General features: G+C 64.9%; 10 protein-coding genes and 1 tRNA gene. 8 read left to right on the top strand and 3 right to left on the bottom strand.

Translation table 11 applies throughout. The features are described 5' to 3' along the window. Positions 1-64: 64 nt before the first annotated feature. The gene (gene hemA / locus B0E47_RS16310) at positions 65-1,333 is read right to left on the bottom strand and encodes a glutamyl-tRNA reductase (protein ID WP_077515290.1); all 1,269 of its coding nucleotides are present in this window, start codon (positions 1,331-1,333) and stop codon (positions 65-67) included. 97 nt (positions 1,334-1,430) lie between these two features. Here hemA and B0E47_RS16305 point away from each other — a divergent pair, with 97 nt between their 5' ends. The 8 genes from B0E47_RS16305 (at position 1,431) to ychF (ending at position 9,072) form a co-directional block, all read left to right on the top strand. After that, positions 1,431-3,176 carry a tetratricopeptide repeat protein gene (locus B0E47_RS16305; protein WP_077515288.1) on the top strand — a complete coding sequence of 582 codons (1,746 nt, stop codon included), beginning with the start codon at positions 1,431-1,433 and terminating at the stop codon, positions 3,174-3,176. Continuing rightward, positions 3,173-3,775: a lipoprotein insertase outer membrane protein LolB gene (gene lolB / locus B0E47_RS16300; RefSeq protein WP_077515287.1), complete on the top strand. Its 603-nt coding sequence runs from the start codon at positions 3,173-3,175 to the stop codon at positions 3,773-3,775. The genes B0E47_RS16305 and lolB overlap by 4 nt, the downstream gene beginning before the upstream one ends. Positions 3,776-3,844: 69 nt before the next feature. Then, positions 3,845-5,227: a 4-(cytidine 5'-diphospho)-2-C-methyl-D-erythritol kinase gene (ispE, locus tag B0E47_RS16295; protein WP_077515285.1), complete on the top strand. Its 1,383-nt coding sequence runs from the start codon at positions 3,845-3,847 to the stop codon at positions 5,225-5,227. A gap of 56 nt (positions 5,228-5,283) precedes the next feature. Next, positions 5,284-5,360: transfer RNA gene (locus tag B0E47_RS16290), tRNA-Gln, on the top strand. A gap of 51 nt (positions 5,361-5,411) precedes the next feature. Further along, positions 5,412-6,353, top strand: coding sequence for a ribose-phosphate diphosphokinase (locus B0E47_RS16285; RefSeq protein WP_174567002.1), 942 nt, complete (start codon positions 5,412-5,414; stop codon positions 6,351-6,353). A 216-nt stretch (positions 6,354-6,569) separates the two neighbouring features. Beyond that, entirely contained in the window at positions 6,570-7,256 is a 687-nt protein-coding gene (locus B0E47_RS16280) for a 50S ribosomal protein L25/general stress protein Ctc (protein ID WP_077515284.1), read from the top strand. Positions 7,257-7,307: 51 nt separating this feature from the next. Next, positions 7,308-7,895, top strand: coding sequence for an aminoacyl-tRNA hydrolase (gene pth, locus B0E47_RS16275; RefSeq protein WP_077515416.1), 588 nt, complete (start codon positions 7,308-7,310; stop codon positions 7,893-7,895). Between the two features lie 88 nt (positions 7,896-7,983). Then, a complete protein-coding gene (ychF, locus tag B0E47_RS16270; RefSeq protein WP_077515282.1) occupies positions 7,984-9,072 on the top strand; it encodes a redox-regulated ATPase YchF in 1,089 nt (362 codons plus the stop codon). A 59-nt stretch (positions 9,073-9,131) separates the two neighbouring features. On the opposite strand, the gene B0E47_RS16265 is transcribed toward ychF, so the two are convergent. Then, on the bottom strand, positions 9,132-11,180 hold the full coding sequence (locus B0E47_RS16265; protein WP_077515281.1) for a S9 family peptidase: 2,049 nt from the start codon (positions 11,178-11,180) through the stop codon (positions 9,132-9,134). Positions 11,181-11,184: 4 nt separating this feature from the next. Continuing rightward, the gene (locus tag B0E47_RS16260; RefSeq protein WP_168171092.1) at positions 11,185-14,280 is read right to left on the bottom strand and encodes a TonB-dependent receptor; all 3,096 of its coding nucleotides are present in this window, start codon (positions 14,278-14,280) and stop codon (positions 11,185-11,187) included. Positions 14,281-14,282: the final 2 nt, after the last annotated feature.

Raw genomic sequence — 14,282 nt, 5'->3', positions numbered from 1 at the left:
CGCACCCTGTGCGCGATCGCTGATCATGGATTATCGCTGGGTGGTTCGCGCACAGGGTGCGCTCCTACGGTGCTTCGGAGTCGTCATCCAGGCCGTACAGCCGCCCCGCCGCGTGCAGCAGATCCAAGTCGCCGCTCAGCGCGGCCTCGCGCAGGCGCGCGCTGGGGTGGTGCAACAGCTTGTTGGTGAGCGTGTTGGCAAGGAAGGCGAGCGCCTCGTCGGCCGACTTGCCATGGGCCAGCATCAGGCGCGCCTTGTCCAGCACTTCGTCGCGCTGGACTTCCGCGTGGTGGCGCATGTCCAGCGCGGGGTTTCTCAATGTGAGCGCGCGGCGCCAGGCCATGTAGCGATCGACCTGCAGGTCGATGATGGCGTCGGCCTCGCGGGCGGCGGCCTCGCGCGAGCGGCGGTTGTCGTCGATCACCTGGCGCAGGTCGTCGATGCCGTAGAGATACACGTCGGGCAGGCTGCTGATCGATTCCTCGATGTCGCGCGGCACCGCGATGTCGACCATGAACATCGGCTTGCGCCGGCGCGTCGCCATGGCCTGTGCGACCATCTCGCGCGTGACGATCGGCTGGCGTGCGGCAGTCGACGAAATCACGATGTCGACTTCGGCCAGATGTTGCGGCAGGTCGGCCAGCGCGATCGCATAGCCGCCGTAGCGGCCGGCCAGCTCCTGCGCGCTTTCCAGAGTGCGGTTGGCGACGATCAGGCGGCGCGCGCGTCGCTCGGCGAGGTGCCGGGCGGCCAGTTCGATGGTGTCGCCGGCGCCGATCAGCAGCACGCAGGCCTGCTCCAGGTCGGTGAAGACCTGTTCCGCCAGGCGCACCGCGGTGAATGCCACGGATACCGTGTGCGCGCCGATCCGGGTATCCGTGCGCACGCGCTTGGCCACCGCGAAGGTGTGCTGCAGCAGGCGGTCCAGCGGCGCCTTCAGGGCCTGCGCGTGCCGTGCCTGCTGGTAGGCGTTCTTGACCTGGCCGAGGATCTGCGGTTCGCCCAGCACCATCGAATCCAGCCCGGTCGCCACGCGGAACATGTGGCGCACGGCATCCTGCTCCTCGTGCCGGTACAGGAACTCATCGAGCTTGCCCGGAGTCAGATGGTGGTGACGACTCAGCCACGCCTGCGGGATATCCTCCGCCCCCGTCGCCACGCCGACATAGAGTTCGGTGCGATTGCAGGTGGAAAGAATCATCGCCTCCTCGACGCCAGGCTCGCGGGCCAGTTCGAGCAGGGCCGTGCCGGCGGCGTCCTCGTCGAACGCCACCTGTTCGCGCAGGCTGACCGGCGCGGTGAGGTGATTTAGCCCGAGGGCGATCAGCGGCATGAGGCGGGAGACATCTCGGCGGCGGGAGTTTGGCGGCGTAGGCTAAGCTTGGCCTGGGCGCCGGTCATCAATGGATACGGCTGCAACGGGCAGATGGATGGAGAACAGTGTGCGGAGCTGGCAGACCAAGTTCAAGCAACTGCGGCATTTTACGGCACTGTCGGCGCTGGCGCTTGTCCTGAATGCCTGCGCCACGGCACCGTCACGACCTGTCGCCAGCGCCACGGCGCAGCCGCTGGCCCGGCTGGTGGTGGCCACACCGGACGCGGAGCACGATTTGCTGGCGCAATTGCTAGCCGGCGAGATGGCGCTCAGTCGGACCGATTTGAAGGCAGCATCCGCGCATTACGACAAGGCGATGGCGCTGAGCCTCGATCCGGCGGTGGCTGAACGGGCCGCCGGTCTCGCGATTGCGGTGCATGACGGCGATGCCGCCCGGCGCGCGCTGGATCGCTGGCAGGCGCTCGGTGCCAAGCCGACCCAGATGGCTCAGGCACGGGCCGAGCTGGCGCTCGATCATGGCGATGCCGCGGAGGCGGCACGCCAACTGGAGCTGCTCACCGGCAGCGGCGCCAAGGACGCGTGGCGGCAGTTCGGTCGGGTGCTGGTGGCCGCACGCGACCAGGCCCAGGCGGCACGCCTGCTCGAAGCGCTGGCCACGCCGCAGCGGCTGCCTGCCGACGCGCAGGCCTGGTTGGCGATGAGCGAGCTGGGCGACAAGCTGGGTCGCCACGCCTATGCAGTGAAGATCGCCGAAGCGGCCGTGCAGCGCTTCCACAGCGCCGAGACGTACGCCTGGGCGGCCCAGATGAAATTCAAGGATGGTGATCGCAAGGGTGCGCAGGCGCTGTTGCAGAAGGCGTTGGCGAAATCGCCGGAGAACACGCACCTGCGACTGGCCTACGCCAGCATGCTCAGCGAGTCCGGCGACGACGCGGCCGCCTCGCGGCTGCTCGCGCACGGCGCCCAGGACGCCGATATCTACGCGATGCGCGCCGCGCTGGCCGCGCGCCATGAGGACATGAAGACCCTGGTCGGCTTGTATCGCGAGTTGCAGCAGGCGGCACCTGATGTGCGGGCACACAGCAGCTACCTGCTCGGGCAACTGGCCGAAATGCAGCATCGCGACGCCGAGGCGCTGAACTGGTACGACCAGGTCGCCGACGAGGACCCGCATGCCTTCGACGCCACCTTGCGCAGTGCCCTGATCATGCATGCGCAGGGCAAGCGCAGCGAGGCTCATCAATTGCTGGGACAGCTGGAGATCGACTACCTCGAACAGCCGGCCCAGCTGCGCCAGGCGTGGCAGGCCGACGCCGAGCTCTACCTGCGCGAGCAGAACTATGCCAAGGCCGAAACCGCATTCAGCCGCGCCCTGCAGGTGATGCCCGACGATCCGGGGCTGCTCTACGGACGCGGCATGACTTACGCCGAGGCAGGCCAGATCGACCGGGCGGTGAAAGACTTCCAGCACCTGCTGAAGGTGAAGCCGGGTGACATCGACGCCAGCAACGCGCTGGGTTACACCCTGGCCGACGCCGATCGCGACCTGCCCGAGGCGGAGAAGCTGCTGCAGGCCGCACGTGCGGCCAAGCCGCACGACCCGGCGATCGCCGATTCCTGGGGCTGGCTGCAGTATCGCCTCGGCCATCTGGAGCAGGCCGCGCAGACCTTGCGTGGCGCCTGGCTCGCGCGCAAGGACGCCGACGTCGGCGTGCATCTGGGCGAGGTGCTGTGGAAGCAGGGGCGCCGGCAGGATGCACAAAAGATCTTCGACGAGGTGCGCAAGCTCGATCCGCACAGCAGCAGCCTGCAGGACGCGCTCAAGCGGCTTCATCCATGAGCAGATCATGGCGCTGCATGGCGCTGCTGCTGCCGATGCTGCTGGCCGCCTGCGTGCCGGCGGTGCGCATGCAGGGCGATGCGGGCCTGCTCGACGCGCAACGGGTGCGCGAGCAGGCGCTGGCGGGGGCGGATCACTGGGCCTTGCAGGGTCGGTTGGGGGTGTCCGACGGCCGTGACGGCGGCAGCGGCAGCTTCAGCTGGACCCAGCAAGGCGACCACTATGTCTTCGTGCTGCGCGCGCCGATCACCGGCAAGAGTTTCCGCCTCAGCGGCGGCCCGGACGGTGCCTTGCTGGAGGGGCTCGATGGCGGTCCGTTGCAGGGACCTGATGCGGAGGCACTGATGCGCAAGGCGCTCGGTTGGGAGGTGCCATTGCGCGACCTGCGCGCGTGGGTGCTCGGGTTGCGCGCCGATGGCGGCCCGGCCGCACTCAGCTTTGGCGCGAACCGGCTGCCCGCGCTGCTGCAACAGGATGGCTGGACGGTCGACTATCCTGCCTGGGACGACAGCCGACACCCGCCACTGCCCACCAAGGTGTACGCGTCGAAGCCGCCATACAAGGTGCGCCTGTCGATCGAATCCTGGCAGTTTCAATAAGCGCGCCTGCCTGGGTTAGGCTTTGCGTCTCGCTGGCGGCGCGGTCGCCGCGCAGATCCCGCAACCATCATGCCCATCCAGATCGAACGCGCCCAGCCCAGCCATGTCGACGCCTTGTGCGCCATCGAGCGCAAGGCCGTGCAGCTGTTTCGCGGGCATCCGGCATGGCCGCACTACTCGGCTGTGGCGATTCCGCCCGAACTGCTGGGACACGCGATCGATCGCGGTCTGGTGTGGCTGGCACTCGGCGAATCGGCTGAACCGGTCGGCTTCGTCTGGCTCGATGACGAGTTGACCGATGGTGCGATCGGCGTCGCCGAGATCGACGTGTTGCCGGAACACGGCCAGCGTGGCATCGGCGCGGCCCTGCTCGAACACGGCTGTGCCTGGGCGCGCGAGGCGGGTTACCGGCGCATGGACCTGGGCACGCTGGCCGATGTGCCGTGGAATGCGCCGTTCTATGCACGACACGGTTTTGCCGTTGTCGACAAGGACGACCCGGCGTTCGCGCATGCGCGGCAGCGCGATCGTGAGCACGGCTTTCCGGACCACTTGCGGGTGTTCATGAGCCGCCCCCTGTCCGCGCCGGCACGCGGCGAATGGACCGCTTGGCCGGCGCCAGCCAAGCTGAACCTGTTCCTGCGCATCACCGGCCGCCGGGCCGACGGCTATCACGAGCTGCAGACCGTATTCCGCCTGCTCGACTGGGGCGACGAGGTTCGCCTGCGACTGCGCGAGGATGGCGAGATCCGGCGCCTGCACGGGGCCGACGGAGTGTCGGCGCAGGACGACCTGGCCGTGCGCGCCGCGCAGTTGTTGCAGCAGCATGCCGGCGGCGTCGTCGGGGTGGATATCGACATCGGCAAGCGCATTCCGATGGGCGGCGGCCTTGGCGGCGGCAGTTCCGATGCGGCCACCGTGCTGGTGGCGCTCAATCATTTGTGGCGCCTTGGCCTGGACGAGGACGTGCTGGCCGGGCTGGGGCGGCGGCTCGGGGCCGACGTGCCGGTGTTCGTGCGCGGGCGCTCGGCATGGGGCGAGGGCATTGGCGACCAGTTCAGCCCGATCCGGCTGCCGCGGCGGCATTACGTGGTGCTGGATCCACGGGAACCGGTGCCGACCGCGGCACTCTTTCAAGCGCCTGAATTGACACGAAATGCGCCGCGGGCGACAATTTCATCCTTTGCTTCGGGCGAAACTGCCGAGAACGCCTTCCTGCCGGTCGTGCGTGCGCGGCACCCGCGGGTGGCCGAGGCGCTGGATTGGCTGGGTGGTTTCGGCGAGGCGCGGCTTTCCGGCAGCGGTGGTTGCGTGTTCCTGGAACTGCGTTCGCTGGCGCGGGCGCACGCCGTGGCGGATCGCTGCCCGGCGGCATTCACGGCGCACGTGGCCCGCGGCATGGATGTTTCACCCCTGCACGATGCGTTGGTGCGGCAGCGCGGAAGAAGTTGACCAAAACAGGCAAGGGCACGTACAGGCTAACGGGCACGACCGAACACATAAAACACTGGGGCGTCGCCAAGCTGGTTAAGGCACGGGATTTTGATTCCCGCATTCGCAGGTTCGAATCCTGCCGCCCCAGCCATTCATCATATGGCTGAGTTTCGAGGTAATACCTGTGGACACGTCCACCCCGATGATGCTGTTTACCGGTAACGCGCATCGCGCGCTGGCCGAGGATGTCGCCCATCGTCTGGGCGTGCCGCTGGGCAAGGCGCTGGTCGGCACGTTCAGCGACGGCGAGGTGCAGATCGAGATCGAGGAGAACGTCCGCCGGCAGGAAGTGTTCGTGATCCAGCCGACCGGCGCGCCCAGTGCAGAGAACCTGTTCGAGCTGCTGGCGCTGACCGACGCGCTGAAGCGCGCCTCGGCCGCCAGCGTCACCGCGGTGATGCCGTATTTCGGCTACGCCCGGCAGGATCGCCGGCCGCGCTCGGCGCGGGTGCCGATCACCGCCAAGCTGGCCGCCAGCATGATCGGCGCCGCGGGCGTCGACCGGGTGCTGACGGTGGACCTGCATGCCGACCAGATCCAGGGTTTCTTCGATGTTCCGGTCGACAACGTGTATGCCTCGCCGGTGCTGCTGGCCGACATCTGGCGCAGCCACAGCATGGAAGACCTGATCGTGGTGAGTCCCGACGTGGGTGGCGTGGTGCGCGCACGGGCGATCGCCAAACGGCTGGACGATGCCGACCTGGCGATCATCGACAAGCGCCGGCCGCGTGCCAACGTGTCCACGGTGATGAACATCATCGGTGACGTCGAAGGCAAGACCTGCGTGATGGTCGACGACATCGTCGACACCGCCGGCACCTTGTGTGCGGCCGCTGCGGCACTGAAGGAGCGTGGCGCCCGCAAGGTGGTTGCGTACTGTGTGCACCCGGTGCTGTCGGGTGCGGCGATCAGCAATATCGAAGGCTCCCAGCTCGACCATCTGGTGGTCACCAACACCTTGCCGCTGCGCCCGGAAGTGCAGGCCTGCGCCAAGATCCGCCAGCTCTCGGTCGCCGAGCTGCTGGCCGAAACCATTCGCCGCATCGCCTTTGGCGAGTCGGTGAGTTCGTTGTACGTGGATTGAGAATTTGAAAGTCCGCCCAGGATGGACGGTTTTGATGTTCAGTTTTTCGCGGCATGGATGCCGCGTGAAAGAAATTGAAATGTCCGCCCAGGATGGGCGGTTTTGATGTTGAGCTTTTCGTGGCATGGATGCCGCGTGAAATAACGATCTTCCCTGGTCGCGGGGAAGTCACCCAGCCGCCGCGAGGCGGCAAACACCAACCAAGGTAGTACTGAAATGACCAAGACTCATGAAATCAAGGCGCAGAGCCGCAAGGACGAGGGGAAAGGTGCGAGCCGCCGCCTGCGTCATGCGAGCTTCGTGCCTGCCGTTGTCTACGGTGCCGGCCAGCCGCCGGAAAGCATCCAGATCGAACACAACACCATCCTGCTCGCCGCCAAGAACGAGTGGTTCTTCTCCTCGGTGCTTGACCTGAATGTCGACGGCAAGGTGCAGAAGGTGCTGGTGCGTGACTGGCAGAAGCACCCGTTCAAGCAGCTGATGATGCACATGGACTTCCTGCGCATCGACGAGAACGCCAAGCTGCGCGCCAACGTTCCGCTGCACTTCCTCAACAAGGAAAAGTCGCCGGCCGGCAAGACCTCCGGTGTGGTGATCTCGCACAACCTGACCGAGGTGGAAGTCACCTGCCTGCCGAAGGACCTGCCCGCGTTCATCGAGCTGGACCTGGGCGCGCTCGAGGCCGGCGACATCATCCACCTGTCGCAGCTGAAGCTGCCGCCCAATGTCGAACTGCCCGCGCTGCAGCTGGGTGAGGCGCACGACATTGCGGTGGTCACCGTGAACGTGATCAGGGAGAGCGCGGCGGACGCTGCCGAGGACGCTGCCGCCGAGGCCGAGGCCGAGGCCAACAAGGCCGCCGCGGCGAAGCCTGCCGCCAAGCCGGCTGGCGACAAGAAGTAAGTCGTGTGATCCCGCGTCCGCAAGGGCGCGGGATTGCGCGGCTGGTCGCTCATGGCTGGTTTGCGACTCATCGTCGGGCTGGGCAATCCCGGTGCCGAATACCTCCGAACCCGGCACAACGCCGGGTTCTGGCTAGTTGACGTCCTCGCCAGCGGTCAGCGCGAGCGTTTTGCCTTCGACGGCAAGCTGCACGGCGAAAGCTGCCGCGTGCGCCTCGGTGGCGAACCGGTCTGGCTGTTGAAGCCGGCCACCTTCATGAACAAGAGCGGCATCGCCGTGGTTTCGGCGCTGCGCTATTACAAGATCGAACCCGAACAATGCCTGGTCGCACATGACGACCTGGACCTGCCTGCCGGCACCGTGCGGATGAAATTCGACGGCGGCCACGGGGGCCAGAACGGCCTGCGCGACATCATGGCCCACCTCGGTCACGGCAAGTTCCATCGCCTGCGCGTGGGCATCGGTCATCCCGGCCATCGCGATCAGGTCACGCCATGGGTGCTGGGCCGGCCATCGGTGCAGGACGAAGACGCGATTCTTGGCGGCATCGCCCGCGCGCTGGACGTGCTGCCGCTGGCGGTCGACGGCCAGTTCGACAAGGCGACGCAGCAGTTGCATACGGCAGAGAATAGAGAATAGAGAATCGGGAATCGCAAAAGCGTTTCCGGCTCGGCTGTCCCTATTCCCTATTTCCCATTCCCTATTCCCTATTCCCGGATTTCAAACCATGGGCATCAAATGCGGCATCGTCGGACTGCCCAACGTCGGCAAGTCCACCCTGTTCAATGCGCTGACCAAGGCCGGCATCGCGGCGGCGAACTTTCCTTTCTGCACGATCGAACCGAACGTCGGCATCGTGCCGGTGCCGGATCCGCGCCTGAACCAGCTGTCGGAGATCGTGAAGCCGCAGAAGATCATCCCGACCACGATGGAGTTCGTCGACATCGCCGGCCTCGTCGCCGGTGCGTCGAAGGGCGAAGGCCTCGGCAACAAGTTCCTCGCGCACATCCGCGAGGTCGACGCGATCGCCCACGTGGTGCGCTGCTTCGAGGGCGACGTGATCCATGTCGCCGGCAAGGTCGATCCGATCTCCGACATCGAGACGATCGACACCGAGTTGGCGCTGGCCGATCTCGAATCGGTGGAGAAGGCGCTGAACAAGGCCGAGCGCGCCGCCAAGGCCAACGACAAGGAAGCGCTGGCGAAAAAGCCGGTGTTGCAGAAATTGTCGGCTGCGCTCAATGACGGCCGCTCGGCGCGTTCGATCGGCCTCGATGCCGAAGAGAAAGCGTTGGTGCGCGACATGTTCCTGCTCACGCTGAAGCCGCTGATGTACATCGCCAATGTCAGCGACGACGGTTTCGAGAACAACCCGTTGCTTGATGCCGTGCGTGCGCGTGCGCTCACCGAAGGCGCCGAGGTGGTGCCGGTGTGCGCCGCGATCGAGGAGGAAATGGCGCAACTCGAGGACGCCGACCGCGATGAATTCCTGCAGGACATGGGCCTGGACGAGCCGGGCCTGAACCGGGTGATCCGCGCCGGTTACAAGCTGCTCGACCTGCAGACCTACTTCACCGCCGGCGTGAAGGAAGTGCGTGCGTGGCAGGTGAAGCGTGATGCCACCGCGCCGCAGGCCGCCGGCGTGATCCACACCGACTTCGAGCGCGGCTTCATTCGTGCCGAGACGGTCGGCTACGACGACTTCATCCAGTACAACGGCGAAGCAGGCGCGGCGGCAGCGGGCCGGTTGCGCAAGGAAGGCAAGGACTACGTCGTCAAGGATGGCGACGTGCTGCACTTCCTGTTCAACGTTTAACGCCTACGCGGTGCCTGTGCCGGCGAATCCAGGCGCGGCGTGATGCCGCAGCAGCGCGCTCATGGCTTGAGGTGCTCCTCCATCCAGCCCACCCACCGCCGATACAAATCGGTGACCTGCACGATGTCGTGCGGTACGTGAGAGCTTATCGGATAGGCGTAAAACTCCACTGGCACCCCGTTGTCGCGCAGCGCGTGGTACCACTCGAACGCGTTCACCAGCGGCACGTTTGCGTCCTTCACTGAACCCAGAATCAGCGTCGGCGCCTTGACATTGCGCACATGGTTGATCGGCGACTGTTCGCGCCATATCTCCCAGCCCTCGCTCGTCCATGGTGACGAGCCGAAGTAAAAGGCATCTCCCCCCTGGTAAAACGAGATGCTGTAGTCCATCAGCCAGTCGGTGACGGGTGCGCCCAGGAGTGCGGCTTTCCAGACGTCATGGTGGCTGCTGAGCCACGCGCTCATGTATCCGCCGTAGGACCAGCCGCTGACCCCGACCCGCGTCATGTCGACGATGCCCAGTTTCTCGACTGCCGCGAGCCCCGCCATCACGTCCTTGCCCGGCCCTTCGCCGGTGTCGCGGTACATGGCGTGCTGGTACGCGTCACCCAGGTTGGTGCTGCCGCGGTAGTTGGGCTGGAAGACCAGGAATCCGGCGCTGGCCAACAGCTGCGCCAGACGTTGGAAGCCGACGTTGGATGCAATCATCGGTCCGCCGTGGATCACCAGTACCAGCGGGTACTTGCGGCCCGTTTCGTAACCGACCGGGTAGGTCAGTACACCATCCTCGTGAAAACCGTCAGGGCCTGTCCACTCGATGGACTCCGTGCGTCCAAGGTCAAGCTTGTCGAGAAACGCGTTCACGTTGGTGAGTCGTCGCGGCTTCGCGGCGATGGAATCGAGGATATACAGCTCGCTGGGATGCGTGGTGGTGCTTCCGATGAACGCGATGACACCTTTCCTCGAAACGCTCACGCCGGTTGGGCCGGCGGAGGTGGTAGTGCCAAGGCCGTCGTTGGCTTGTATCTCGCCAAGGTGCAGCAAGCTGGCTTTCCCGACGAGCGGCTGCTTCCAGAGCACCGAATGGGTACCCAGCGCGCCTGAGGTGACCAGCGCCCGGCCGTCGGGCATCCACGCATAGCTGTTGAAGTGGCGCGCCAACGCCGCAGTGACGTCGCGATTCTCGCCGTCGTCGCTGCCCACATACACCGCGTCACCATTGTTCTGGTCTCCGTCGCGTGGCCGCTGGAATGCGAATCGGTCGCCGACAGGTGCAAACGTGAAATAGCCTGAACCCTGCGCGTCGACCACGGTTCGCATGGTGTCGCTCTTGATCTCCACTTCGGCAATCACGGAGCGAAAGGACGACGCCCAATACGCACTCGGGAACTTGGTAAAGGCAATGCGGGTACCGTCGGGGCTCCACGCTGGTGTAGTGGTGCTGCCCGACTCGGTGCCGAGGCTGAATTCACCGTGGGTCAGTTGTGACGCCTGGCCACCTGCGGCTGGTACCACCCAGAGGTGCCAAGGGGCGATCTCCTTGTCCAACAGAAAATGCCCGTCGGTAACCCGGAACACCTTGTTGTGGGCCTTGATCGCCTTGGCGTTGAGGGGCGGATCCTGGGCCACGAATGCGATGCTCTTGCCATCCGGGCTCCACGCATAGCTGTCGACGCCTTGCGGATTGTCTGTGAGACGTTGGGGGTCGCCACCGCGCATCGACGCAACGAATACCTGGTCCTTGTGTGTTTTCGGATCCTTGGCCAAAAACGCGAGGTATGCCCCATCCGGTGACCAGCGGGGCGAAGACGGGCTCTGGCGGGCGTGGGTGAAGGTGTGCCGTGCGCCGCTGGCTACGTCCACCAGCTCGATTTCCCGCTCGTTTTCATCGGTCTCCCAGTTCGGTCTGGAGACGATCACGGCAACCTGCTTGCCGTCGGGCGAGATTTGCGCCGCGCTGAGCGACACGATCCTGCGCAGGTCGTCGAGCTGGAATGTCCCTGTCGTCGTTGCCGCGGCCGGCAGCAGCGACGACAGGAATGCGAGTCCGAGGATCGCGACGAGGTGGATCGTGCAGGTGTATTTCGGTGCGTTTCTGTCGCCCACGCTCCTAGCCACCGTTGCTGCCGCCGAAGCGCACGTTCGCTTGCAGGAAAAACGCACGTCCGGTGGCGTTGAACCATGCCCGGTAGTAGTACGGCCAACCGGTCCAGGTCGGGTCGCGCGGCGGTCGCCGGTCGAACAGGTTGTCGACCGCCAAGGATACGTCGATGGCGGGTGTGATCTGGTAACCCATCGTCAGGTTGTAGCGGGCCGTGGGTCCCATGCGCTTGGTGCCGTTGTAGTCGGGGATGCCACTGAGGCGTGAGCCGTACAGCGTAGTGGTGAAGTCGTGGAAGGTCCACGTCACCGAGCCATTCGCCTTGCTGCGCGGGATCAGGTAGTTGTAGAGGTCGGTCAACTGGTTCTCGACGGGCGTGTCGGCCGACAACCGGGTCTTGTGCATGATCACGTAGGTTGCGCCCAGGTTGAAATCGAACCTGCCTGCGCGGGAAGTGTCGAGCCGGTAATGGGTGTTGAAGTCGACGCCGGAGGTTTCGTCGGTCGCGGCATTGATGGGCAGGACCAGGACTGCCGTGACCTGGCCAGGATTGAACGACGCGTCGGGGGCGTTGCGAAACACCTGACTTTCGATCTGTTGACAGAATGCGGACGTACCCACCGGGGTGCCGTCCATGGTGGCACCGATGCGGCAGTCGGCTTCGCGCTGGAGGATGTCCTGGGTGCTCTGGTACAGGACCTCGTTTTTCAGTTTGATGCGGTAGTAGTCCACGCTGGCGTCGAAGTTTCGGGTGGGCGCGAATACCAGGCCCCCGGTGAAGGATCGGCTGGTTTCGTTCTTGAGGTTGGTGCTGCCGTGGCTCTGGCCGTTGTAGCTGGCGTCGCCGTAGGTACAGTCGTCGGAGAAGTCGTCTGCCGTATCGGGTTCCAATGTGCGGCACAGGTAATAGTCGATGCCGCTGGACGAGGATCCGCTCAGGCCTGCGTACAGATAGCTGAGGTCAGGGGCACGAAAGCCTGTGGACATCGAGCCCCGCAGCAGCAGGCTTTGGATGGGCCGATACTCGAGACCCAGTGCGTAGGTGAACTTGCCGGCATCCGTGGGACCGTAGCTGTAGCGGTCGTAACGACCCGCCGTGGTGGCCATCAGGGTGGAGAAAATCGGGATATCGAATTCGTACCCGGCGGCGGCGTGGCTGCGCGACCCGACGGCGCTGGTGTTGTGCAGGTTGTAGTACGAGCCGTCGAGCGACATCGGGTCGGCCTTGAGGCCGAAGTACTGGTTGCCGTATTCGGCGATGCCGGCAAAACGTACCGCACCGGCGGGCAGCTGGAAAAGGTTGGTGTTGGTGAACGTCAACGACCAGTTTTCCGCGCGGCTCTTGTCGTGGTCGTTGGAATCCTGGCTGATCGAGCGCAGCTCCGCGGGAGTCAGCGGGGTGTAGAGACGGCTGAGCGGCGCGTCATACATCTTGTAGCCGCTGTCCGGGTCGATGCCGAGGGATGGACCCAGATAGAGCGCCTGGGCCTTGGCAGCCACCACTGCCGGCCATTTCTGCGTGAGCTGATTTTGCGCGTGTTCGAAATTGGCCTCGTAGGTCCAGTCGCTACCCGCGCCCAGCGTGCCCTTGACCCCGGTATTGAGCGAGTAGGTGTTGCCGATGCTGCGGATCTTTGCACGCTTGAAGCCACCCCATTCGTTGATGGTGAAGTATTGCCGACCCCATTGCTCGACCTGGCCGGTGGCGGTGTTGTAGAACGGCGTATCGGCGCAATCGGAGTTTTCGATTTCACAGTTCCACCAGCTCTTGGGCGAGCTGTAGCTGTCCTGGTGCGAGGTGCTGGCCAACAGGTCGAGGTACAAGTCGGTGTAGTCGTTGAAGTGGAAGGTGGCCGAGCCGAAGAAGTTGGCCATCCGGCGCCCGTTTTCGAGCGTGGAGTAGCCGTAGTCCTGATAGGTTCCACAGTAGTAGCCGGGGCCACCGTCAGGCCCGTACCCACGCCGCGAGGCGTAGAACACGCTGCCCTGGTCCAGATAGGAAAGCTGGTCGCAGGTGGCCTTTCCGGGATCGAGGTAGTTGCCGTCCACGTCGGTTCGCACGAAGGTCCGGTTTGCCGGGAGCCGGGATGGATCGGCCGGGCTGTCCAGTTGCGAGTCGGTGTAACTGCGATCCATCGCCCAGAGCGGCTTGTCGTTGATCAGCTCGAGCCCGAACACGGTGTCCAGTTTGCCGAGACTGAAGCCACTGGTGAGGTCGATGCGCTGTGAATTTCCGCCACCGTGCTGGGTGGTGCCGACGCGGTAGCTGACGGTGGTGTGGTCGACCTTCTTCTTGAGGATGAAGTTGATGACCCCGGAGATGGCATCCGAACCGTATACCGCCGACGCGCTGCCGGAGAGGATTTCCACACGCTCGATCAGTGAGGTCGGGATGTTGGAGATGTCGGTGAAGTTGCTGTTGCCGCCATACGATTGTGGGTAGTCGGCGATGCGCCGGCCATTGACCAGCACCAGGGTGTGGTTGGGTCCAAGGCCGCGCAGGTCGACTGCCTGGGCACCGACCGAAAAGCCGTTGTTGTATTGATTGTTGTCGAGTGCGCCCAGGTTCTGGGTCAGCGAAGCCATGATCTGGGGAACGTTCGCGAAGCCGCGCTGAGCGATGTCTTGCGCGGTGATGGTGATCACGGGCGCCGGGCCCTCGATTTCGGTGCGCGGGATGCGCGAGCCGGTCACCTGAACCGCTTCCAGTTTGGTGGCAGCTGCCCGGTCAGCCTGATTTTCGGGGGGATTACTGGTGGACGATGATGGCGTCGGCTGTGATGGCGTGGATTTTGCGTCAGCTTTGACGATCACCATGGCCCCCGACGTATCGCGATGGATCGTGAATCCGCTGCCGGCCAGTAGACGTTGCAGTGCTGCATCCGTTGACAGGGTGCCGCTCACTCCCTGCGTACGTACGCCCTTGAGTTGGTCGGCCTGGTAGATGAATTGCGCGCCGGATTGCCGTGCAAGCGTGTCCAGTGCAGTGGACAAATCACCGGCCGGGATATTCACGGTGGCAGGTGTGGATTGCGTCTGCGCGCTGGCCAGCATCGGCAAGGCACAGGCCAGAGCGAACATGGCGTGACGTAACGTGCGGATCATGG

Source organism: Rhodanobacter sp. B05 (assembly GCF_002001085.1).
In the GTDB taxonomy this organism is placed as follows: domain Bacteria; phylum Pseudomonadota; class Gammaproteobacteria; order Xanthomonadales; family Rhodanobacteraceae; genus Rhodanobacter.
Note: the sequence above shows the minus strand (reverse complement) of the source record. Positions and strands in the feature narration are given on the sequence as shown.